Origin of the sequence: Enterobacter sp. JBIWA005 (assembly GCF_019968805.1) — a bacterium.
Taxonomy (GTDB): Bacteria; Pseudomonadota; Gammaproteobacteria; order Enterobacterales; family Enterobacteriaceae; genus Enterobacter; species Enterobacter vonholyi.
The window spans coordinates 590,989-612,579 of the sequence record NZ_CP074159.1 but is presented as its reverse complement, the minus strand read 5'-3'; the positions used below and the strand labels follow the sequence as shown (position 1 = coordinate 612,579).

The window sequence follows — 21,591 nt, the reverse complement described above, 5'->3', positions numbered from 1 at the left end:
AAAACCCTGAATCGTAGGCCGGGTAAGGCGCAGCCGCCACCCTGCACAACAAACGGCGTTAGAAGGTTTCCCAGTTATCACCTGCATCAGCGGTAACCGCTTTACGCGCCATCGCCGGTGCTGCAACGGTTTTCGCAGAAGCGAATTCGCGCGCTTTCATCTGCTCCTGCTGAATGCGGAATACCGCTACGGCCTGAGTCAGACGGCTCGCCTGCTCTTCCAGTGCGGCCGCCGCTGCGGCAGATTCCTCAACCAGCGAGGCGTTCTGCTGGGTCACGCGATCCATCTCGGCTACCGCCAGACCCACCTGGTCGATACCGCGGCTCTGCTCGTCAGACGCAGAGGCGATTTCACCCATGATGTCCGTGACGCGTGTTACCGCATTCACGATCTCACCCATGGTTTCACCGGCGCTTTCGACAAGCGTTGAGCCTACTTCCACGCGGCCCACGGAGTCTTCAATCAGGCTCTTGATCTCGCGTGCCGCCTGGGCGCTGCGCTGGGCCAGGTTACGTACTTCACCTGCCACCACGGCAAAACCACGGCCCTGCTCGCCCGCACGCGCCGCTTCTACCGCCGCGTTCAGTGCCAGAATGTTGGTCTGGAAGGCAATGCCGTCGATCACGCTGATAATGTCGGCAATTTTCTGCGAACTGCCCGCGATATCGCGCATGGTCTGCACCACGTTATCCACCACTTTGCCGCCTTTCTGCGCGGTTTCGGAGGCGCTCAGCGCAAGATGGCTTGCCTGACGAGCGTTCTCGGCGTTCTGCTTAACGGTCGCCGTCAGCTGCTCCATGCTGGCAGCGGTCTCTTCCAGGGAAGCGGCCTGCTGTTCAGTACGGGAGGAGAGGTCGTTGTTGCCCATCGCGATTTCACTCGCGCCGCTGTAAATCGCATTCGCGCCGTTACGCACGTCGCCAACGGTACGCACCAGCTCGCCCTGCATATGACGCAGCGAGTCGGCCAGTTCACCCATCTCGTTGGTGCCCTGAACCTCAATGCGCTTCACCAGGTCGCCGCTGGCGATATGGCGAATGTTGTCGATCAGACGATTCAGCGGGGAGATCAGCGTCTGCTTGATGTTCAGCCAGACGGCCACGATCACCACCAGCACGGCAATCAGGACGCTAATCAGCACCCAGATAGCCTGGCTGTAGGAGCTGTTGCTGTCTTCGACCGCCGCCTGATACAGCTTGTCGTTCTGCTGCAGGTAGCTCACGTACTGCTTCTCAAAACCGTCCTGATAGCTCTGGGTCGGCTGGTCGAAGAAGGCGTTGATTTTGCCCGCGCCCAGCAGCTGAATCAGCTCAGCCAGCGCGCCGTGGTAAATATCATAGTTACGCTTGATCTCCATAGCATCCGCATCGCCTTGACGCGGATCGCGCGGCAGGGCTTCATAGGCAGCCCAGTTTTTTTCCGCCTGTTTCAGAGACGAAGACGCAATTTGCATCAAATCGTTAACGGTCGCGCCGCTGCCGATATTGCTCTGATCCATCATGTAGCGGATACCCGCACGGTTCAGGGTATTACGGGTTTGCAGCAACGCGACCCAGCTGGCGTTCAGCGTGGATTGTTGCTGGCGAATGGTTTGCAGGACGGTGAAATTCTCTTTGTCATTCTTAAGGGCATTAAAGAAAAGACCACCGGACGTGAGTTGTAAAAGGCCAAATATCGCTAAAACCAGCATTAAGCTGGTGACAATCTTGATACGGTTTAACATGTTTTCTCTTTCCTCAGACAGATACAGAATTTTCGGCCTGGAAAGGGAAAACTTTACGAAAATCATCCTGGAATTTGTGGTTTTTACTCTTCTTCCCGCGCTGCGTTATGCCGGTTTCCGAGTTCAATAAACTCTTCCAGCAGCGCCGTCAGCTGTTTCATCTTCTCCGGCGTGTATTCCGCCTCGATCTGCTGATACGCCTCTTCGACCTGCGCCTGGGCGTGTTCATACAGCGCATTTCCCTCTTTGGTCAGCGATACGTACAGCTTGCGCTGGTCGTTCACCGGCTTTAAGCGCAGCACCAGGCCGTCGCGCTCCATCCGCGTCAGGATGCCGGTCAGGCTGGGACGCAGGATGCAGGTGCGAAACGCCAGATCGTGAAAATCCATCGACGGATGTTCAGCCAGCACGCGCACAATGCGCCACTGCTGCTCGGTCAGGTTATGGCGCTTCACGATGGGGCGGAAATAGGACATCGCCGCTTCCCGCGCCTGCAGCAGCGCGATGGTTAATGAATCATGCATAGCGTCTCCCCTTCACATCATTAACAAGTAAACAATCACTAAAAGATGTTTTTATAAACAACGCGTTTTCCGTCAAAAAGTCTAACAGAAACCCGTCAATTTTATTAACTCTATGATTTAAATATTAATAAAGTCCAACATGTAAATTTATTGTTATTCATATCACAAATTTTTCACTTCTGATTGCGAAATAAACAGCAAAAGCATAAAACCAGATCATTAACATATTAATGAAATCCAAACCGGACATCCGGCCTGAGGAGTATGTGAATGAAAGGTACCGTTTTTGCCGTCGCCCTCAACCATCAAAGCCAGCGTGAAGCCTGGCGTGAGGCCTTTGAAAAATCCCCCTACAACACGCCGCCGAAAACAGCGGTGTGGTTTATCAAACCGCATAACACGGTGATCCGCGCGGGCGAGCCGATCCCCTTCCCGCAGGGTGAAACGGTGCTGAGCGGCGCCACGGTGGCGCTGGTCGTGGGCAAAACCGCCAGCAAGGTGCGCGTGGAGGACGCCGCGGAATACATTGCGGGATACGCGCTCGCCAACGAGGTGAGCCTGCCGGAAGAGAGCTTCTACCGCCCTGCCATCAAGGCGAAATGCCGTGACGGATTTTGCCCGCTCGGTGAGATGGTCGCCGTTGGTAACGTGGATAACCTGACCATCATCACCGAGATCAACGGCCGCGAAGCGGACCACTGGAACACGGCCGACCTTCAGCGTAACGCAGCCGAACTGCTGAGCGCCCTGAGCGAGTTCGCCACCCTCAATCCCGGCGATGCGATCCTGCTCGGCACCCCGCAAAGCCGCGTTGAGATCCGCCCGGGCGATCGCGTGCGTATTCTGGCGGAAGGTTTTCCCCCGCTGGAAAACCCGGTGGTGGATGAGCGTAGCGTCACTATTGCGCACAGCACGCCGCCGCACGCCACGCTGTTTGCCCTCGGTCTGAACTATGCCGATCACGCCAGCGAGCTGGACTTTAAGCCGCCAACCGAGCCGCTGGTATTTATCAAAGCGCCAAACACCTTCAACGGCGACGGCCAGACGTCGGTGCGCCCGAACAATATCGAATACATGCATTACGAAGCGGAGCTGGTGGTGGTCATCGGTAAAACCGCGCGTAAGGTCAACGAAGCCGAGGCGATGGACTATGTTGCGGGCTATACGGTCTGCAACGACTACGCCATCCGCGACTACCTGGAAAACTACTACCGCCCGAACCTGCGGGTAAAAAGCCGCGACGGGCTAACGCCCATTTCCCCCCACATCGTGCCGAAAGCAGCGATTCCCGACCCGCACAATCTCGCCCTGCGCACCTTCGTCAACGGCGAGCTGCGCCAGGAAGGCACCACGGCGGATCTGATCTTCAGCATCCCGTACCTGATTGCGTACCTGAGCGATTTTATGACCCTGCAGCCTGGCGACATGATCGCCACCGGCACGCCGAAGGGGCTGTCCGACGTGGTGCCGGGCGATGAGGTGGTGGTGGAAGTGGAGGGCGTGGGACGCCTGGTGAACCGAATTGTCAGCGAGGAGACTGCAAAATGAAAAAGATTAACCACTGGATCAACGGTAAAAACGTTGCCGGAAGCGAGTACTTCCACACCACCAACCCGGCTTCCGGCGAGGTGCTGGCAGAAGTCGCCTCCGGCGGTGAAGCTGAAATTCACCAGGCCGTCGCCGCCGCCAAAGAGGCGTTTCCAAAGTGGGCTAACCTGCCGATGAAGGAGCGCGCGCGCCTGATGCGTCGTCTGGGCGACCTGATCGACCAGAACGTGCCCGAGATCGCCGCCATGGAAACCGCCGACACCGGCCTGCCGATCCACCAGACCAAAAACGTGCTCATTCCGCGCGCCTCGCACAACTTCGAATTTTTCGCCGAGGTGTGCCAGCAGATGAACGGCAAAACCTACCCGGTCGACGACAAGATGCTCAACTACACCCTGGTGCAGCCGGTGGGCGTCTGCGCGCTGGTGTCGCCGTGGAACGTGCCGTTTATGACCGCCACCTGGAAGGTCGCGCCCTGTCTGGCCTTAGGTAATACCGCGGTGTTGAAGATGTCTGAACTCTCCCCGCTGACCGCCGACCGTCTGGGCGAACTGGCCCTCGAAGCGGGTATTCCGGCGGGCGTGCTGAACGTCGTTCAGGGCTACGGCGCGACGGCAGGCGACGCGCTGGTGCGGCATCACGACGTGCGCGCCGTCTCTTTCACCGGCGGCACCGCCACCGGGCGCAACATCATGAAAAACGCCGGGCTGAAGAAGTACTCCATGGAGCTGGGCGGCAAATCCCCGGTGCTGATTTTTGAAGACGCGGATATCGAGCGCGCGCTGGACGCCGCCCTGTTCACCATTTTCTCCATCAACGGCGAGCGCTGCACCGCGGGCTCGCGCATCTTTATCCAACAGAGCATCTACCCGGAATTCGTCAAGCGCTTTGCCGAGCGCGCCAACCGCCTGCGCGTGGGCGACCCGACCGATCCGAACACCCAGATTGGCGCGCTCATCAGCAAGCAGCACTGGGAAAAAGTCTCCGGCTATATCCGCCTCGGAATTGAAGAGGGCGCAACCCTGCTGGCGGGCGGCCCGGACAAACCGACCGACCTGCCTGCGCACCTGAAGGGCGGCAATTTCCTGCGCCCGACCGTGCTGGCGGACGTCGACAACCGCATGCGCGTGGCGCAGGAGGAGATCTTCGGACCGGTGGCCTGCCTGCTGCCGTTCAAGGACGAAGCGGAAGGGCTGCGCCTGGCGAACGACGTGGAGTACGGCCTGGCGTCGTACATCTGGACCCAGGACGTCAGCAAGGTGCTGCGTCTGGCGCGCAGCATTGAAGCGGGCATGGTGTTCGTCAACACCCAGAACGTGCGCGACCTGCGCCAGCCGTTTGGCGGCGTGAAGGCCTCCGGCACCGGCCGCGAGGGGGGCGAGTACAGCTTCGAGGTGTTCGCGGAGATGAAGAACGTCTGCATCTCCATGGGCGACCATCCGATTCCAAAGTGGGGGATCTGAGCATGGGTAAACTAGCGCTAGCGGCGAAAATCACCCACGTACCGTCGATGTATCTCTCCGAGCTGCCGGGCAAAAACCACGGCTGCCGTCAGGGCGCCATCGACGGGCATAAAGAAATTAGCAAGCGCTGCCGGGAGCTGGGCGTCGATACCATTATCGTCTTCGACACCCACTGGCTGGTGAACAGTGCGTATCACATCAACTGTGCGGACCATTTTTCGGGCGTCTACACCAGCAACGAGCTGCCGCACTTTATCCGCGACATGACCTACGACTACGACGGCAATCCGGAACTCGGCCAGCTCATCGCCGACGAGGCGGTGAAGCTTGGAGTGCGCGCCAAAGCGCACAACATTCCAAGCCTGAAGCTGGAGTACGGCACGCTGGTGCCGATGCGCTACATGAACGCGGATAAGCACTTCAAAGTGATCTCCATCTCGGCGTTTTGCACGGTTCACGACTTCGCCGACAGCCGCAGGCTGGGCGAGGCCATCGTCAGCGCCATCGAAAAATATGACGGCACCGTGGCGGTGCTCGCCAGCGGCTCGCTGTCGCACCGCTTTATCGACGACCAGCGCGCCGAGGAAGGGATGAACAGCTACACCCGCGAGTTCGACCGCCAGATGGACGAACGCGTGGTGAAGCTGTGGCGCGAGGGTCAGTTCAAAGAATTCTGCAGCATGCTGCCGGAGTACGCCGACTACTGCTACGGCGAGGGCAACATGCACGACACGGTGATGCTGCTGGGCATGCTCGGCTGGGACAAATACGACGGCAAGGTGGAGTTTCTCACCGAGCTGTTCGCCAGCTCCGGAACCGGCCAGGTCAACGCCGTTTTCCCGCTGCCCGCCTAAGGAGCCACCATGCCGCACTTTATTGCTGAATGTACCGACAACATCCGCGAGCAGGCCGACCTGCCGGGGCTGTTCGCCAAAGTGAACGAGGCGCTCGCCGCCACGGGCATCTTCCCCATCGGCGGTATCCGCAGCCGCGCCCACTGGCTGGACACCTGGCAGATGGCCGACGGCAGGCACGATTACGCCTTTGTGCATATGACGCTGAAAATCGGCGCCGGGCGCAGCCTGGAGAGCCGGGAAGCCGTGGGGGAGATGCTGTTTGGGCTTATCAAAGCGCACTTCGCGGAGCTGATGGCGAGCCGCTACCTGGCGCTGTCGTTTGAGCTCGACGAACTGCACCCGACGCTTAATTACAAACAGAACAACGTGCACGCGTTGTTTAAGTAATACCGGCACGGCCAGTCTCCTCGCCCCTTTAGGGAGAGGGAGAAAACAAACATAAAACAGGATATCGCCATGCTCGACAAACATACCCATACTCTGATCGCCCATCGTCTGCATCAGGCGGAACTGTCCCGGGAGCAGATCCGCGCGATCTCGCTGGACTATCCGGAGATTACGATTGAAGACGCCTACGCCGTCCAGCGCGAATGGGTCAGCCTGAAGATTGCCGAAGGTCGCGTGCTGAAGGGCCACAAGATCGGCCTGACGTCCAAAGCGATGCAGGCCAGCTCGCAGATTAGCGAGCCGGACTACGGCGCGCTGCTGGACGACATGTTCTTCCACGACGGCAGCGACATCCCGGTCGACCGCTTCATCGTCCCGCGCATTGAAGTGGAGCTGGCCTTCGTGCTGGCAAAACCGCTGCGCGGCCCGAACTGCACTATCTTCGACGTCTACAACGCCACGGATTACGTCATCCCCGCGCTGGAGCTGATCGACGCCCGCTGCCACAACGTCGACCCGGAGACCCAGCGCCCGCGCAAGGTGTTCGACACCATCTCGGATAACGCCGCCAACGCGGGCGTCATCCTCGGCGGCCGTCCGATTAAGCCCGACGAGCTGGACCTGCGCTGGATCTCCGCCCTGCTCTACCGCAACGGCGTGATCGAAGAGACCGGCGTGGCCGCAGGTGTCCTTAACCACCCGGCCAACGGCGTGGCGTGGCTGGCCAACAAGCTTGCGCCGTACGACGTGCAGCTTGAGCCGGGGCAAATCATCCTCGGCGGCTCGTTTACCCGCCCGGTGCCCGCCAGCAGGGGCGATACCTTCCACGTCGACTACGGCAGCATGGGCTCCATCAGCTGCCGCTTTGTGTAGGAGAGGACCATGCAAAACGCATTCAAGGCGGCGCTACAGGCTGGTCGCCCGCAAATCGGTTTATGGCTGGGGCTGACCAGCAGCTACAGCGCCGAGCTGCTGGCCGGAGCAGGATTCGACTGGCTGCTGATCGACGGCGAGCACGCGCCGAACAGCGTGCAGACCGTCTTAACCCAGCTGCAGGCTATCGCCCCTTATCCCAGCCAGCCGGTCGTCCGCCCGTCGTGGAACGACCCGGTGCAGATCAAACAGCTGCTGGACGTGGGTGCGCAGACCCTGCTGGTGCCGATGGTGCAAAACGCCGACGAAGCGCGGCTGGCGGTACGTGCCACCCGCTACCCGCCTGCGGGCATTCGCGGGGTGGGCAGCGCACTGGCGCGCGCCTCGCGCTGGAACCGAATCCCGGATTATCTGCAGCAGGCCAACGACGCCATGTGCGTGCTGGTGCAGATTGAAACCCGCGAGGCACTGAAAAACCTGCCGCAAATCCTGGACGTGGAAGGCGTCGACGGCGTGTTTATCGGCCCGGCGGATCTTAGCGCAGACATGGGCTTTACCGGCAATCCGCAGCACCCGGAGGTGCAGGCCGCCATCGAGCAGGCGATCGCACAGATACGCGCTGCCGGTAAAGCCCCCGGCATCCTGATGGCGAACGAGCAGCTGGCAAAACGCTATCTTGAACTCGGCGCGCTGTTTGTTGCCGTCGGCGTCGACACCACTCTGCTCGCCCGCGGCGCGGAAGCGCTGGCGGCACGTTTTATCGAAAAACCGGTTACGTCAGTTAATAACAATAAATCCGTCTACTAAACGTAAGATCTGGAGCGCACCATGACGACCTCTACCCTGCAAACCCATGATAATAAAGCTGTTGAACATCGCGTCATTCACAAGCTGTTCCGTCGCCTGATCGTTTTTCTTTTTATCCTGTTTGTCTTCTCGTTTCTCGATCGCATCAACATCGGCTTCGCCGGGCTAACGATGGGTAAAGATCTTGGCCTCACGTCAACCATGTTTGGCCTGGCCGCGACGCTGTTTTACGTCACCTACGTGCTGTGCGGCATTCCGAGCAACATCATGCTGGCGAAGATCGGCGCACGCCGCTGGATCGCCGGGATCATGGTGGTGTGGGGTATTGCCTCCACCTGCACCATGTTCGCCACCAGCCCCGAAACCCTCTACGTCCTGCGCATGCTGGTGGGCATTGCCGAAGCGGGTTTCCTGCCGGGGATTCTGGTCTATCTCACCTGGTGGTTCCCGGCCTATCACCGCGCCCGCGCCAACGCGCTGTTTATGATCGCCATGCCGGTAACCATGATGCTCGGCTCGATCCTCTCCGGGTACATTCTGGCGATGGACGGGCTGTGGAACCTCAAGGGCTGGCAGTGGCTGTTCCTGCTGGAGGGGCTGCCATCGGTGGTGCTCGGCGTGGTGACCTGGTTTTACCTCAACGACACGCCGGACCAGGCCACCTGGCTGGATGAGGACGAAAAGCAGGCGCTGAAAACGATGATCGCCCGCGAGCAGGAGGTCGCGATTGCCCAATCCGTCACGCCGCGTTCCACGCTGCGCGAGGTGCTCACGCCCGCCGTGCTGCTCTACACGCTGGCCTACTTCTGCCTGACCAATACGCTGAGTGCGATCAACATCTGGACGCCGCAGATCCTGCAGAGCTTCAACACGGGAAGCAGCAATATCGTCATCGGCCTGCTGGCGGCGATCCCGCAGTTTTGCACCATCCTCGGGATGATCTGGTGGAGCCGCCGCTCCGACAGGCTGAAAGAGCGAAAAAAGCACACCATCCTGCCGTACCTGTTCGCCGCGGCGGGATGGATGCTGGCCTCCGCGACGGATCACAGCCTGATCCAGCTGCTTGGCATCATCATGGCCTCAACCGGATCTTTTACCGCCATGGCGATATTCTGGACCACGCCGGATCGGGTTATTAGCCTGCAGTCCCGCGCGGTGGCGCTGGCGGTAATCAACGCCATCGGCAACGTCGGCTCCGCCGTCAGCCCGCTGCTGATTGGGATCCTGCGCGACGCGACCGGCAGCTTCAGCTCGGGGCTGTGGTTTGTGGCCGGGCTGCTGGTGGTCGGCGCGCTGGTGCTGACGCGCATTCCGATGACACAGCGGGATCAACAGAGGAACGATCATGTGCCAGAGCCCTATCGCCAACATTGATATCAGCAAGGAGTACGATGAAAGTCTGGGCACCGACGATGTGCACTACCAGTCGTTCGCCCGCATGGCGGCCTTTTTTGGCCGCGACATGCAGGCGCACCGTCACGACCAGTACTTTCAGATGCACTTTCTCGATACCGGACAGATTGAGCTCCAGCTCGACGATCACCGCTACTCGGTGCAGGCCCCGCTGTTCGTCCTCACGCCGCCGTCGGTGCCGCACGCGTTTATCACCGAATCCGATAGCGACGGTCACGTGCTGACGGTGCGTGAGGATCTGATCTGGCCGCTGCTGGAGGTGCTCTACCCCGGCACGCGGGAGGCGTTTGGCCTGCCGGGGATCTGCCTCTCGCTGGCGGATAAGCCGGACGAGCTGGCGGCGCTGAAGCACTACTGGCAGCTGATCGCCCGCGAATCCACGGAGCAGCTGCCCGGGCGCGAGCATACCCTGGTCCTGCTGGCGCAGGCGGTGTTTACCCTGCTGCTGCGCAACGCGAAGCTCGACGACCACGCCTCGGGCGGCATGCGCGGCGAGCTGAAGCTGTTCCAGCGCTTTACCCAGCTGATCGACACCCACTACCACCAGCACTGGACGGTGCCGGAATACGCCAGCGAGCTGCACCTGACCGAATCCCGCCTGACCGATATCTGCCGCCGCTTCGCCAACCGTCCGCCAAAACGGCTGATCTTCGACCGCCAGCTGCGGGAGGCCAGGCGCCTGCTGCTCTTCTCCGACAGCACCGTCAGTGAGATTGCCTGGCAACTGGGGTTCAAAGATCCGGCCTATTTCGCCCGCTTTTTTAACCGCTTAGTGGGATGCTCGCCCAGCGCGTATCGGGCTCAGAAAGTACCGGTTTCCCCTCACCCCGGCCCTCTCTCCAAAGGGGAGAGGGTGTAATTGTTCCCTCTCCCCTTTGGAGAGAGGGTTAGGGTGAGGGGACAACGATCACAAATCCCAATCCCACCCGAAAAGTACCCGTCGTTGTCCCAATCGTCCCTTCACGTTACGCCCCTCTCAGGCTTCAATTAAACAACAAAAACAAAACATAAATTTAACAACACAATTCCGATACGAGGTTCCCTATGAAGCCTGAAGAGTTCCGCGCAGACGCCAAACGCCCGTTAACCGGTGAAGAGTATTTAAAAAGCCTGCAGGACGGTCGTGAGATTTATATCTACGGCGAGCGCGTCAAAGACGTCACCACCCATCCGGCGTTTCGCAATGCGGCGGCCTCCATCGCGCAGATGTACGACGCGCTGCACAAGCCGGACATGCAGGACACGCTGTGCTGGGGCACCGACACCGGCAGCGGCGGCTATACCCACAAGTTCTTCCGCGTGGCGAAAAGCGCCGACGACCTGCGCCAGCAGCGCGACGCCATCGCCGAGTGGTCGCGCCTTAGCTACGGCTGGATGGGCCGCACGCCGGACTACAAGGCCGCGTTCGGCTGCGCGCTCGGCGCCAACCCGGCCTTCTACGGCCAGTTCGAGCAGAACGCCCGCAGCTGGTACACCCGCATTCAGGAAACCGGCCTGTACTTCAACCACGCCATCGTTAACCCGCCGATCGACCGCCACAAGCCGGCGGACGAGGTGAAAGACGTCTACATCAAGCTGGAGAAAGAGACCGACGCCGGGATTATCGTCAGCGGCGCGAAAGTGGTAGCCACCAACTCGGCGCTGACCCACTACAACATGATCGGCTTCGGCTCCGCGCAGGTGATGGGCGAAAACCCTGACTTCGCGCTGATGTTCGTCGCGCCGATGGATGCCGAGGGCGTGAAGCTGATCTCCCGCGCCTCCTACGAGATGGTGGCAGGCGCGACCGGCTCCCCTTTCGACTACCCGCTCTCCAGCCGCTTTGACGAGAACGACGCGATCCTGGTGATGGATCACGTGCTGATCCCGTGGGAAAACGTGCTGATCTACCGCGATTTCGACCGCTGCCGTCGCTGGACGATGGAAGGCGGTTTCGCCCGCATGTACCCGCTGCAGGCCTGCGTGCGTCTGGCGGTAAAACTCGACTTCATCACCGCCCTGCTGAAGAAATCCCTGGAATGTACCGGTACCCTGGAGTTCCGCGGCGTGCAGGCAGATCTCGGCGAAGTGGTGGCCTGGCGCAACATGTTCTGGGCGCTGAGCGACTCCATGTGTTCCGAAGCCACCCCGTGGGTTAACGGCGCGTATCTGCCGGATCATGCCGCGCTGCAAACCTACCGCGTGATGGCGCCGATGGCCTACGCCAAAATCAAGAACATCATCGAGCGTAACGTGACGTCCGGCCTGATTTACCTGCCGTCCAGCACCCGGGATCTGAACAATCCGCAGATCGACCAGTATCTGGCGAAATACGTGCGCGGCTCCAACGGCATGGATCACGTCGAACGCATCAAGATTTTGAAACTGATGTGGGACGCCATCGGCAGCGAGTTCGGCGGTCGTCACGAGCTTTACGAAATTAACTACTCCGGCAGCCAGGATGAAATTCGCCTGCAGTGTCTGCGCCAGGCGCAGAGCTCCGGCAACATGGACAAGATGATGGCGATGGTCGACCGCTGCATGTCCGAATACGACCAGCACGGCTGGACCGTACCGCACCTGCACAACAACAGCGATATCAACATGCTCGACAAGCTGCTGAAATAGCGCAGCGGGAGGTTGCAATGCATTCAGATGAACAACGCCTGCGTTTTCGCGACGCAATGAGTAGCCTGTCGGCGGCGGTAAATGTGGTCACCACCGAGGGCGAGGCGGGCCGCTGCGGCATTACCGCCACCGCCGTCTGTTCGGTCACAGATACCCCGCCGTCGGTCATGGTGTGCATCAACGCCAACAGCGCTATGAACCCGGTATTCCAGGGCAACGGCAGGCTGTGCGTTAACGTGCTGAACCACGAGCAGGAGATCATGGCTCGCCATTTCGCCGGGATGACCGGTATGACGATGGAAGAGCGCTTTGCACTCTCCTGCTGGCAGAAAGGGCCGCTGGCGCAGCCTGTGCTCAAGGGCGCGCTGGCCAGCCTTGAAGGTGAGATTAGCCAGGTGCAAACCATCGGCACGCATCTTGTCTACCTTGTTGAAGTTAAAAACATTATCCTGAGTGACGCGGGACACGGCCTGATCTACTTCAGGCGCCGTTTCCACCCGGTCATGCTGGAGGCAGAAGCCGCCTTGTGATGCCCCTTCGCGCTGGCCTTTTTTTCCGGCCAGCGCCGCTTTCTACAAAAACTCCTAAGGTTTCCCCTAAAACACGCCGTTATATAGCCATAAGAGAAATTTTCTGTGACTGAATACTGACACTACCTGTCAGTGCATCCGCATCATTCAGCGCATACCTAAATATACAGGATGACCTTATGGCTAAAACGACGCGTAGCCGCTCGGCTGAACGTCTGGTCGATATTCTGGTTGAGCTACATTTAAACGGTGTGGTAAACCGCAGTGCGCTAATGGAGAAATTTAAAATTACCGAGCGTACCGTCTACCGGGATTTAAATGCCCTCTCTCCCATTGTTGAACATTTCGGTAACGGGCTATATCGGCTGATCCATTCTGCACAATCGCCCGGCGGACAAGGCTTACATCACACCCTTGCTAACTTCCTGAATGCTGACAGCTTTTTCCCTGAAAGAAATACGGAATTCTGGCAGAAGCTTGAAGCGCGCGTTGACGAAAACCATATTCTTATTCTTGGCAATGAAGCAGAACACACGGTAGAACGTGATATTCGCCGTCATTTAACGAAAATCGAGAAATCGATTAAAAACCATAATGTTTGCCAGATCGTTTATAAGGGTAAAACCCGTCTGATTAATCCCTATAAACTCATTAACAAAAAAAATATATGGTATTTACAAGCCACCGAAAATAGCCGCCTGAAATCCTTCTCCTTGAGCCAGATTAGCTGGTTTGATATTCAGAAAACGACCTTCACCCCTGAAGAAAATGTCCTTGAGCTGCTGGAGAAAAGCCTCGACCCTTGGGTATCTGAAGATACTTTCGCAGTGAAAATATTTATTAAAGATAATATTTCACATTACTTCCTGCGCCGCGATCTTCTGCCGGAACAGGAGCTGCTGGAGGAGCAACAGGGCGGCGTCACGCTGCGCTGCCAGGCGGCCCACGAGAACCAGATCCTGCCGCTGCTGTTCTACTGGCTCCCCCATATTCAGATACTGGAACCGAGCTGGCTGAAGGAGAAGCTCATCAGGACGCTGGAAAGCTATCTGGCCGTGGAGCGTACCCCGAATAATCAAGTGATCTCAATCACATAATTTCGCCCACTGGCGGCGAGCCGAAACCGCTCGTCGCCTCCTTTGACCGCTCACCCGGCACTTTCAACCACTCATTCACTTACCGTCCTTTACGCGCGCGTTGATCTGGCACGATCGCTCCAGCATTAATCAATACCTCCTCACAACGAACCCTGACCCTTTTTTCTTTACATAAAAAACCAGGTCTTACTATGGATACTAAAAAACTACTGAAGCACGTGCCCTGGGCCTTACTCGGGATCCTCGGCGCTTTTTGTCTGGCGGTTGTCGCATTACGCCGGGGCGAACACGTAAGCGCCCTGTGGATCGTGGTCGCGTCCGTTTCCGTCTATCTTGTGGCTTATCGCTACTACAGCTTATACATCGCGCAGAAGGTCATGAAGCTCGACCCGACGCGCGCCACGCCGGCGGTCATTAACAATGACGGCCTGAACTACGTGCCAACCAACCGCTACGTGCTGTTTGGTCACCACTTTGCCGCTATCGCCGGGGCAGGCCCGCTGGTCGGCCCGGTACTGGCCGCGCAGATGGGCTACCTGCCGGGTACGCTCTGGCTGCTGGCGGGCGTGGTGCTGGCCGGTGCGGTGCAGGACTTTATGGTGCTGTTTATCTCTTCTCGCCGTAACGGCGCCTCTCTGGGTGAGATGGTCAAAGAGGAGATGGGCCGCGTGCCGGGGACTATCGCCCTGTTCGGCTGCTTCCTGATCATGATCATCATCCTCGCGGTGCTGGCCCTGATCGTGGTGAAAGCGCTGGCCGAAAGCCCGTGGGGCGTCTTCACCGTCTGCTCTACCGTACCGATTGCGCTGTTCATGGGGATCTACATGCGATTCCTGCGTCCGGGCCGCGTGGGTGAGGTGTCGGTGATTGGTATCGTGCTGCTGGTCGCCTCCATCTACTTCGGCGGCGTCATCGCGCACGACCCGTACTGGGGCCCGGCGCTGACCTTCAAGGACACCACCATCACCTTCGCGCTGATTGGCTATGCGTTTATCTCCGCGCTGCTGCCGGTCTGGCTGATTCTGGCCCCGCGCGACTACCTGGCGACCTTCCTGAAAATCGGCGTGATCGTCGGGCTGGCAATCGGGATTGTGATCATCAACCCTGAACTGAAAATGCCGGCGGTGACCCAGTACATCGACGGTACCGGTCCGCTGTGGAAAGGCGCCCTGTTCCCGTTCCTGTTTATCACCATCGCCTGCGGTGCGGTCTCCGGCTTCCACGCCCTGATCTCCTCCGGTACCACGCCTAAGCTGCTGGCAAACGAGAAAGACGCACGCCTGATCGGCTACGGCGCCATGCTGATGGAGTCCTTCGTGGCGATCATGGCGCTGGTTGCCGCGTCCATCATCGAACCGGGTCTGTACTTCGCAATGAACACCCCTCCGGCGGGTCTCGGTATTACCATGCCGAACCTGCACGAGATGGGCGGCGACAACGCGGCGCTGATTATGGCGCAGCTGAAAGACGCCAGCGCACACGCGGCGGCGACCGTCAGCTCCTGGGGCTTCGTGATTTCGCCTGAGCAGATCATGCAGACGGCGAAAGACATCGGCGAACCGTCCGTGCTGAACCGCGCCGGTGGCGCACCGACGCTGGCTGTCGGTATCGCACACGTGTTCCACAAAGTGCTGCCGTGGGCGGACATGGGCTTCTGGTACCACTTCGGTATTCTGTTCGAAGCGTTGTTCATCCTCACCGCGCTGGATGCAGGTACCCGTGCGGGTCGCTTCATGCTGCAGGATCTGCTGGGTAACTTCGTGCCGTTCCTGAAGAAAACCGACTCTCTGGTAGCGGGCATTCTGGGTACGGCGGGCTGCGTCGGCCTGTGGGGCTACCTGCTGTATCAGGGCGTTGTCGACCCGCTCGGCGGCGTGAAGAGCCTGTGGCCGCTGTTCGGTATCTCTAACCAGATGCTGGCGGCTGTAGCTCTGGTGCTCGGTACCGTTGTCCTCGTGAAGATGAAACGCACCAAATACATCTGGGTCACCGTGGTGCCTGCGCTGTGGCTGCTGCTCTGCACCACATGGGCGCTTGGCCTGAAGCTGTTCAGCGTCAACCCGCAGCTGGAAGGCTTCTTCTTCATGGCTAACCAGTACAAAGAGAAGATTGCCGCAGGCGGCGCGGATCTGACCGCGCAGCAGATTGCCAACATGAACCATATCGTGGTGAACAACTACACCAACGCGGGTCTGAGCATTCTGTTCCTGGTGGTGGTGTACAGCATCATCTTCTACGGCATCAAAACCTGGCTGAAAGTGCGTAACGCCGACGGCCGTACGGACAAAGAAACCCCGTACGTGCCGGTGCCTGAAGGCGGCGTGAAGACCTCTTCACACCATTAATCCGCAATCCTCACCCTCTCCCTTGGGAGAGGGCTGGGGTGAGGGAAACACAAGCCCAGCGGACTCACATCGCCGGGCTTTTTCTGTCTGGAACCCACAATGTTTGGTAACTTAGGCGAAGCAAAAAAATACCTCGGTCAGGCGGCGAAAATGCTGATTGGCATTCCGGACTATGACAACTACGTTGAGCATATGAAGACCAACCATCCTGATAAGCCGTACATGACCTACACTGAATTCTTCCGCGAGCGTCAGGAAGCGCGCTACGGCGGAAGTGGAGAAGGCGGCGTCCGCTGCTGCTAAAGGAGAGACCATGACCCCGATTGCCGTTACCCTGCTGACCGGTTTCCTCGGCGCCGGTAAAACCACCCTGCTGCGCCACATTCTGAACGAGCAGCACGGCTTCAAAATCGCCGTCATCGAAAACGAATTTGGCGAAGTCTCCGTAGACGACCAGCTGATTGGCGATCGCGCCACGCAGATCAAAACCCTGACCAACGGCTGCATCTGCTGCACCCGCTCTAACGAGCTGGAAGACGCTCTGCTGGACCTGCTCGACAGCCGCGATCGCGGGAAAATCGACTTTGACCGCCTGGTGATCGAGTGCACCGGCATGGCCGATCCCGGCCCGATTATTCAGACCTTTTTCTCCCATGAGATCCTTTGTCAGCGCTATCTGCTGGACGGCGTGATTGCCCTGGTTGATGCGGTCCACGCCGACGAACAGATGAACCAGTTCACCATCGCCCAGTCTCAGGTGGGCTACGCCGACCGCATCCTGCTGACCAAAACCGACGTGGCGGGCGAAAGCGAAAAGCTGCGCGAGCGCCTGACCCGCATTAACTCCCGCGCGCCGATTTTCACGGTGACGCACGGCGATATCGACCTGTCCCAGCTATTCAACACCAACGGCTTTATGCTGGAGGAGAACGTCACCGCGAAACCGCGCTTCCACTTTATGGGAGACAAGCAAAACGACGTGGCGTCGATTGTGGTGGAGCTGGATTATCCGGTGGATATCAGCGAGGTCTCCCGCGTAATGGAGAACCTGCTGCTGTCGTTTGCCGACAGGCTGCTGCGCTACAAAGGAATGCTGTGGATTGACGGCGAACCCAACCGCCTGCTGTTCCAGGGCGTGCAGCGCCTGTACAGCGCCGACTGGGACCGACCGTGGGGCGATAAAGCGCCGCACAGCGTGATGGTGTTTATTGGCATCCAGCTGCCGGAGGAAGAAATTCGGGCGGCGTTTGCGGGGCTGAAAAAATAGCCTCCCCGCTTAACTATGCGCAGCGAACAATCCCCTCTCCCCTGAGGGGAGAGGGTTAGGGTGAGGGGTGAAGGGTAAGCCCTGGTATTATTTCACCGCCTCCGGCAGCGTCACAATCCACAGCTCGCTGTCGGACTCCGGCTTCTTCAGCGGCTTCACGCTGAGCGTGGTTTCCACCGGTTTATCATCCAGCGTCAGCTTGCCTTCCGCATTTACCCGGTAATCCTTGAGCTTCTTGCCCTCAACCGGATTTTGCATCGCTACCTTTACGCCAAAGTCGTTATCGTTCGCCACCGCAAGCGTTTTGCTGTCGATCAGCGCCAGCCCTTCGGCCTTCTCCTGCTGCCAGCCCAACGCGCGCAGATCGACGACCTGCGTTTTTGCCGCAAGGATAATGCCGCGCTGCGCCAGGGTTTTCTCATCATCAAACTCAGGGTACTCGCCCGGCTTGTCAAAGGTAGTCAGGTCGCTCGCCTTGCTGAGGTCTACCTTGTAAATCAGGTTACGCATCCCGTCGTTTTTATCGCTTCCCTGCTCAATCAGCAGGATGTGCTGGTCATCAAGCGCCACGATGTCGCCGATTTTGGCATCGCTGTTTTTGTCGTAGGCCGCGCTGTCGATGGGGTAACCGTACATTGCGGTTTTGCCGGTTGCCGGATCGAAGCTCACCAGACGCGTAAACAGCGCCTGCTTTTTACTCTTACCGTCGATGTCCAGCGTGCTTTGCACGGCGGCGATAATACGCCCGTCCGGCATCCGGGTCAGGCCTTCGAAGCCCCGGTTCGGCTGGCGCCATTTGATGATGTTTGGCAGACCGCCCGCGATGGATTTTTCCCCTTCCGCCGCCTGCGGCCCGTGGATCGCAAGGATTTTGCCTTTGCTGTCGACGTTAATCAGGAACGGGCCGTACTCGTCGCACAGCCAGTAGCCGCCTTTGCCGTCCGGCGTGATGCCTTCCGTGTCCAGCCCGCGGTTGTCACCCTTCAGGATCTTGAGGGTGTCGCTGAACGCCACTTCATTGGTGGAGCCAATCACGCCGTTTTGCAGCGGCAGACCGTTAATCTCGCCTTTATCGTCATGCAGCGGGCGGGCATCAACCGCCTCCGCTTTGCCATTCTGGACGCGGATGGTCATCAGCAGCGGCGCGAAATCCGGCGTGACAAATATTTTGGCTTCGTTTTTACCCCTTTTGGGCGCATCGGCGTTGGGACCGCGATCGGTCACGGTCGCAAACGTCAGGGCATCGCCCTGCTTGCCCGTAAACAGCAGGCCGGAGCCAATACCCACCGGGAGCCCATTCGGAAACGCATCGGCAAACGCGCCGCTGTATTTCACATGTGAGCCGTCAGGGAAGCTGACGACATAGCGCTCAGCAGTGGGCTGCGCCGCCAGGCCAGAGAAAGAGAGCGCACAGCCGATTAGCACAGGAATAATTTTTCTTTTCATATTGTTAGCATCCAGTAAGTGAAGCCAACAACGTAAAGAATAAACGTGTCAGAAAAATGACATGGAAGGGAAACCGGCCTGCGCGATTGAACGTATATTCATCGCTCGAAATGTAAGGCTTTGTTGTTTTGTGTGACAGGCGAAACATTTTTGGAAATTATTAGAAACCCAATTAATTCATCTCAAATCACTATCCCCGCCTCGTTCAGTTTATGTTTAGTCAAAAAACTAAACGGTTCCTAAACGCTAAAAACATCCCCTGTTGACACCCCGACAATCAAACATCATTGCAACAACTTCAATAAAAAAGTTAACAATATCAGTATAAAACCTCGATTTATATCACATTTGCAGTCATTAACATCGCTTGTTAAGGTGCGCCCAGATGAATTTAATGACGAGGCATAAAACATGAAAAAACTGAATATCCTTCTTCTTTCTGCTCTGGCTGCCGTATCGGGTTCCGCACTGGCGATGGGCGGCACCGTTGAGCAGGGTAAAAACTTTACCAACCTCAATCTGGAAATGGGGAAATCCTCATCCGGTGTTTATCTGGAAAGTAACTGGCTGAAAAACACCGATGACGGTACCCAGACCGGCGGTGTGGGCGCAGGCTACAACCTGGATCTTGGCCCGGTCATGCTGAACGCGGGCGCAAAAGCCATCTACCTCGGCCCGAAAAAAGGCGATAACGGCGTGGCGTTCCCGATTGGCGGCGGCGTAAACGTTGCCCTGACCGACAGCATCCACGTGTACGGTGAAGGCTATGTGGCGCCAGAAGGGCTGAACAACAGTGTGAAAAACTACGTCGAAGCCAACGGCGGCGTAAGCTGGACGCCAATTACGCCAGTGACCCTGAAAGTGGGCTACCGCCACGTGAGCGTGGACGGTAAAGACGGTCGTCCTGGCCACACGCTGATTGACGGCGCATATGTAGGCGGTGGAGTCACCTTCTGATGAAACACCGCATGACCGCGCTTTGCGTTCTGAGCCTAACGCTGATGCTCACCGGCTGCGTCCAGTACAAATGGGTGAAACCGGGCGTCAGCGATACGGAAATGAATAAAAAGCTCACGGAATGCGAAGCGCAGGCGCTGATCGATCTTCCCCCGGATAACGTCGTGACCGGTTCCAGCTCGGAAAAAACGGACAAAAAGAACAAGAAAAAGGATATTTCCACGAGCTACACGGTTGAAGACGCGAACGAATATCGCCGGGATACGCTGGTTGACAGCTGCATGTTTAAAAGCGGCTGGGACAAGATCGAAGTGCAATAATCCCCTTAAAAAAACCTGCCGGCCGGCAGGTTTTTTATTACCTCTTACTGACGCACCACCACCAGCTTCTGGTTCACAAACTCTTTGATCCCCAGATCCGACAGCTCGCGTCCGTAGCCGGAGCGCTTCACGCCGCCGAACGGCAGCTCTGGCGCGGTATCGGTAAGCCAGTTGATGTACACCATCCCGGTCTCGATCCGCGACGCCATCTTCTTCGCGCGCTCGATATCCTGGCTGAATACCGCCCCGCCCAGGCCGTAGTGGGAGTCGTTCGCCAGCGCGACCGCCTCGTCGTCGTTTTTCACCACGTACATCTGCGCTACCGGGCCGAAGAACTCTTCGAAATACGCCGGGTTGTCGCGCGAGATATTCGTCAGGATAGTCGGCTCGAAGAAGCTCCCGTCGCGCTGCACCGGCTTGCCGCCGTAGTGCAGCGTCGCGCCGTTTTTCACCGCCTCGTTAACCTGTTTGGTCAACGTTTCCAGAGCATCTTTCGACGACAGCGGCCCCAGCGTGGTGCTTTCGTCCAGCGGATCGCCAATCTTCACCTGCTTAAACGCCTCGGTGAATTTGCTCAGGAAGGCGTCGGCGATCTTTTCATGCAGGATAAAGCGCTTCGCCGCGGTACAGACCTGCCCGGCGTTGTTGAGCCGCGCATTCACGCCAGTCTTGACGGCTTTGTCCAGGTCCGCATCGTCCAGCACCACGAATACGTCGTTACCGCCCAGCTCAAGCGTGGATTTCTTGATGTGCTTCGCCGCCTGCGCGGCCACCACGCTGCCGGCTTTTTCAGAGCCGGTTAATGCGGCGCCCTGCACGCGATCGTCGGCAATGATGTTCGCCACCTGCTCGGACGAAATAAACAGGTTAGTCCATGCGCCTTCCGGCGCGCCCGCCTCGCGAACCAGATGGGCAAAGGCTTCGGCGCAGTGCGGCACGATGCTGGCATGTTTGGCGATGACGGGGTTACCCGCCGCCAGGTTTGGCGCCAGAACGCGCATCAGCTGGTAATACGGGAAGTTCCACGGCTCAACGGCCATCAGCACGCCGATGGGATGATGCTCCACCCATGCTTCCCCGAGTTCGGATTGATACTTCACCGGGGCCAGAAACTGCTTCGCGTTGTCGGCGTAGTAGCGGGCGATTTGCGCGCACAGCTTCACTTCGCCGCGGCTCTGTTCGATGAGCTTACCCATCTCCTGGCTGGCGATTTTCGCCAGTTCCTCGGTACGCTCGTCGATCAGGTCGGCAAGCTTATGCAGCACCGGCAGGCGCTGGCTGATGTCGCCTTTCGCCCAGTCCGAATGATAAAGCGCATCGGCCGCCTTCAGCGCCGCTTCGATATCCGCGTCGGTATGTGAGGGGTATTCTTTGATGAGCTGGTTAGTGGCAGGGTTTACTGTCTGATAAGCCATGTCGAATCTCCT

20 protein-coding genes are annotated in these 21,591 nt (G+C 58.5%); 16 read left to right on the top strand and 4 right to left on the bottom strand.

Going from position 1 to position 21,591, the window contains the following annotated elements:
* Positions 1-58: 58 nt before the first annotated feature.
* Entirely contained in the window at positions 59-1,723 is a 1,665-nt protein-coding gene (gene tsr / locus KGP22_RS02870; RefSeq protein WP_223581146.1) for a methyl-accepting chemotaxis protein, read from the bottom strand.
* An 83-nt stretch (positions 1,724-1,806) separates the two neighbouring features.
* The gene (gene hpaR / locus KGP22_RS02865; RefSeq protein ID WP_023334396.1) at positions 1,807-2,247 is read right to left on the bottom strand and encodes a homoprotocatechuate degradation operon regulator HpaR; all 441 of its coding nucleotides are present in this window, start codon (positions 2,245-2,247) and stop codon (positions 1,807-1,809) included.
* A gap of 270 nt (positions 2,248-2,517) precedes the next feature.
* Between hpaR and hpaG the strand changes: the two genes are divergently transcribed.
* From hpaG to yjiA, 14 genes are all read left to right on the top strand, one after another.
* Positions 2,518-3,795 carry a 4-hydroxyphenylacetate degradation bifunctional isomerase/decarboxylase gene (hpaG, locus tag KGP22_RS02860; protein WP_223581145.1) on the top strand — a complete coding sequence of 426 codons (1,278 nt, stop codon included), beginning with the start codon at positions 2,518-2,520 and terminating at the stop codon, positions 3,793-3,795.
* Positions 3,792-5,258 carry a 5-carboxymethyl-2-hydroxymuconate semialdehyde dehydrogenase gene (hpaE, locus tag KGP22_RS02855; protein ID WP_149367762.1) on the top strand — a complete coding sequence of 489 codons (1,467 nt, stop codon included), beginning with the start codon at positions 3,792-3,794 and terminating at the stop codon, positions 5,256-5,258. The genes hpaG and hpaE overlap by 4 nt, the downstream gene beginning before the upstream one ends.
* Before the next feature lie 2 nt (positions 5,259-5,260).
* A complete protein-coding gene (gene hpaD, locus KGP22_RS02850) occupies positions 5,261-6,112 on the top strand; it encodes a 3,4-dihydroxyphenylacetate 2,3-dioxygenase (protein WP_149367763.1) in 852 nt (283 codons plus the stop codon).
* A gap of 9 nt (positions 6,113-6,121) precedes the next feature.
* Positions 6,122-6,502, top strand: a complete 381-nt coding sequence (locus KGP22_RS02845) for a 5-carboxymethyl-2-hydroxymuconate Delta-isomerase (RefSeq protein ID WP_115876536.1) — start codon at positions 6,122-6,124, stop codon at positions 6,500-6,502.
* 69 nt (positions 6,503-6,571) lie between these two features.
* Positions 6,572-7,375 carry a 2-oxo-hept-4-ene-1,7-dioate hydratase gene (gene hpaH, locus KGP22_RS02840; RefSeq protein WP_223581144.1) on the top strand — a complete coding sequence of 268 codons (804 nt, stop codon included), beginning with the start codon at positions 6,572-6,574 and terminating at the stop codon, positions 7,373-7,375.
* 9 nt (positions 7,376-7,384) lie between these two features.
* The gene (hpaI, locus tag KGP22_RS02835; RefSeq protein WP_223581142.1) at positions 7,385-8,182 is read left to right on the top strand and encodes a 4-hydroxy-2-oxoheptanedioate aldolase; all 798 of its coding nucleotides are present in this window, start codon (positions 7,385-7,387) and stop codon (positions 8,180-8,182) included.
* A 21-nt stretch (positions 8,183-8,203) separates the two neighbouring features.
* Complete coding sequence (hpaX, locus tag KGP22_RS02830) at positions 8,204-9,556, top strand: 4-hydroxyphenylacetate permease (RefSeq protein WP_063622611.1); 1,353 nt, start codon at positions 8,204-8,206, stop codon at positions 9,554-9,556.
* Entirely contained in the window at positions 9,528-10,454 is a 927-nt protein-coding gene (hpaA, locus tag KGP22_RS02825) for a 4-hydroxyphenylacetate catabolism regulatory protein HpaA (protein ID WP_149367765.1), read from the top strand. Before hpaX ends, hpaA begins: the two co-directional genes overlap by 29 nt.
* 185 nt (positions 10,455-10,639) lie before the next feature.
* Positions 10,640-12,202 carry a 4-hydroxyphenylacetate 3-monooxygenase, oxygenase component gene (gene hpaB, locus KGP22_RS02820; RefSeq protein ID WP_149367766.1) on the top strand — a complete coding sequence of 521 codons (1,563 nt, stop codon included), beginning with the start codon at positions 10,640-10,642 and terminating at the stop codon, positions 12,200-12,202.
* Between the two features lie 17 nt (positions 12,203-12,219).
* Positions 12,220-12,732, top strand: a complete 513-nt coding sequence (locus tag KGP22_RS02815; protein ID WP_111964122.1) for a 4-hydroxyphenylacetate 3-monooxygenase reductase subunit — start codon at positions 12,220-12,222, stop codon at positions 12,730-12,732.
* Positions 12,733-12,911: 179 nt separating this feature from the next.
* Positions 12,912-13,829 (top strand): WYL domain-containing protein, encoded by a 918-nt coding sequence (locus KGP22_RS02810; RefSeq protein WP_149367767.1) that lies wholly within the window; start codon positions 12,912-12,914, stop codon positions 13,827-13,829.
* A gap of 191 nt (positions 13,830-14,020) precedes the next feature.
* Positions 14,021-16,174: a carbon starvation CstA family protein gene (locus KGP22_RS02805; protein ID WP_223581140.1), complete on the top strand. Its 2,154-nt coding sequence runs from the start codon at positions 14,021-14,023 to the stop codon at positions 16,172-16,174.
* A gap of 99 nt (positions 16,175-16,273) precedes the next feature.
* The gene (locus KGP22_RS02800) at positions 16,274-16,477 is read left to right on the top strand and encodes a YbdD/YjiX family protein (RefSeq protein WP_003856610.1); all 204 of its coding nucleotides are present in this window, start codon (positions 16,274-16,276) and stop codon (positions 16,475-16,477) included.
* A gap of 10 nt (positions 16,478-16,487) precedes the next feature.
* Positions 16,488-17,441, top strand: a complete 954-nt coding sequence (gene yjiA, locus KGP22_RS02795; RefSeq protein WP_223581138.1) for a GTPase — start codon at positions 16,488-16,490, stop codon at positions 17,439-17,441.
* 87 nt (positions 17,442-17,528) lie between these two features.
* On the opposite strand, the gene KGP22_RS02790 is transcribed toward yjiA, so the two are convergent.
* The gene (locus KGP22_RS02790) at positions 17,529-18,887 is read right to left on the bottom strand and encodes an esterase-like activity of phytase family protein (RefSeq protein ID WP_223581136.1); all 1,359 of its coding nucleotides are present in this window, start codon (positions 18,885-18,887) and stop codon (positions 17,529-17,531) included.
* A 411-nt stretch (positions 18,888-19,298) separates the two neighbouring features.
* On the opposite strand from KGP22_RS02790, the gene KGP22_RS02785 reads away from it, so the two are divergent.
* The gene (locus KGP22_RS02785; protein ID WP_047742922.1) at positions 19,299-19,844 is read left to right on the top strand and encodes a YfaZ family outer membrane protein; all 546 of its coding nucleotides are present in this window, start codon (positions 19,299-19,301) and stop codon (positions 19,842-19,844) included.
* Complete coding sequence (locus KGP22_RS02780) at positions 19,844-20,164, top strand: hypothetical protein (protein ID WP_111964128.1); 321 nt, start codon at positions 19,844-19,846, stop codon at positions 20,162-20,164. The genes KGP22_RS02785 and KGP22_RS02780 overlap by 1 nt, the downstream gene beginning before the upstream one ends.
* A 44-nt stretch (positions 20,165-20,208) precedes the next feature.
* Here KGP22_RS02780 and KGP22_RS02775 read toward each other — a convergent pair whose 3' ends face one another.
* Positions 20,209-21,579: an NAD-dependent succinate-semialdehyde dehydrogenase gene (locus tag KGP22_RS02775; RefSeq protein ID WP_111964129.1), complete on the bottom strand. Its 1,371-nt coding sequence runs from the start codon at positions 21,577-21,579 to the stop codon at positions 20,209-20,211.
* Between the last annotated feature and the right edge of the window lie 12 nt (positions 21,580-21,591).

Bases quoted from the DNA above. Each gene is read 5' to 3' on its own strand.
- KGP22_RS02780 (WP_111964128.1), top strand. From the start codon at position 19,844: ATGAAACACCGCATGACCGCGCTTTGCGTTCTGAGCCTAACGCTGATG.
- KGP22_RS02805 (WP_223581140.1), top strand. From the start codon at position 14,021: ATGGATACTAAAAAACTACTGAAGCACGTGCCCTGGGCCTTACTCGGG.
- hpaB (WP_149367766.1), top strand. From the start codon at position 10,640: ATGAAGCCTGAAGAGTTCCGCGCAGACGCCAAACGCCCGTTAACCGGT.
- KGP22_RS02775 (WP_111964129.1), bottom strand. From the start codon at position 21,579: ATGGCTTATCAGACAGTAAACCCTGCCACTAACCAGCTCATCAAAGAA.
- hpaX (WP_063622611.1), top strand. From the start codon at position 8,204: ATGACGACCTCTACCCTGCAAACCCATGATAATAAAGCTGTTGAACAT.
- KGP22_RS02785 (WP_047742922.1), top strand. From the start codon at position 19,299: ATGAAAAAACTGAATATCCTTCTTCTTTCTGCTCTGGCTGCCGTATCG.
- hpaH (WP_223581144.1), top strand. From the start codon at position 6,572: ATGCTCGACAAACATACCCATACTCTGATCGCCCATCGTCTGCATCAG.
- KGP22_RS02790 (WP_223581136.1), bottom strand. From the start codon at position 18,887: ATGAAAAGAAAAATTATTCCTGTGCTAATCGGCTGTGCGCTCTCTTTC.
- KGP22_RS02810 (WP_149367767.1), top strand. From the start codon at position 12,912: ATGGCTAAAACGACGCGTAGCCGCTCGGCTGAACGTCTGGTCGATATT.
- tsr (WP_223581146.1), bottom strand. From the start codon at position 1,723: ATGTTAAACCGTATCAAGATTGTCACCAGCTTAATGCTGGTTTTAGCG.
- KGP22_RS02800 (WP_003856610.1), top strand. From the start codon at position 16,274: ATGTTTGGTAACTTAGGCGAAGCAAAAAAATACCTCGGTCAGGCGGCG.
- hpaR (WP_023334396.1), bottom strand. From the start codon at position 2,247: ATGCATGATTCATTAACCATCGCGCTGCTGCAGGCGCGGGAAGCGGCG.
- hpaG (WP_223581145.1), top strand. From the start codon at position 2,518: ATGAAAGGTACCGTTTTTGCCGTCGCCCTCAACCATCAAAGCCAGCGT.
- hpaD (WP_149367763.1), top strand. From the start codon at position 5,261: ATGGGTAAACTAGCGCTAGCGGCGAAAATCACCCACGTACCGTCGATG.
- hpaE (WP_149367762.1), top strand. From the start codon at position 3,792: ATGAAAAAGATTAACCACTGGATCAACGGTAAAAACGTTGCCGGAAGC.
- KGP22_RS02815 (WP_111964122.1), top strand. From the start codon at position 12,220: ATGCATTCAGATGAACAACGCCTGCGTTTTCGCGACGCAATGAGTAGC.
- yjiA (WP_223581138.1), top strand. From the start codon at position 16,488: ATGACCCCGATTGCCGTTACCCTGCTGACCGGTTTCCTCGGCGCCGGT.
- hpaI (WP_223581142.1), top strand. From the start codon at position 7,385: ATGCAAAACGCATTCAAGGCGGCGCTACAGGCTGGTCGCCCGCAAATC.
- hpaA (WP_149367765.1), top strand. From the start codon at position 9,528: ATGTGCCAGAGCCCTATCGCCAACATTGATATCAGCAAGGAGTACGAT.
- KGP22_RS02845 (WP_115876536.1), top strand. From the start codon at position 6,122: ATGCCGCACTTTATTGCTGAATGTACCGACAACATCCGCGAGCAGGCC.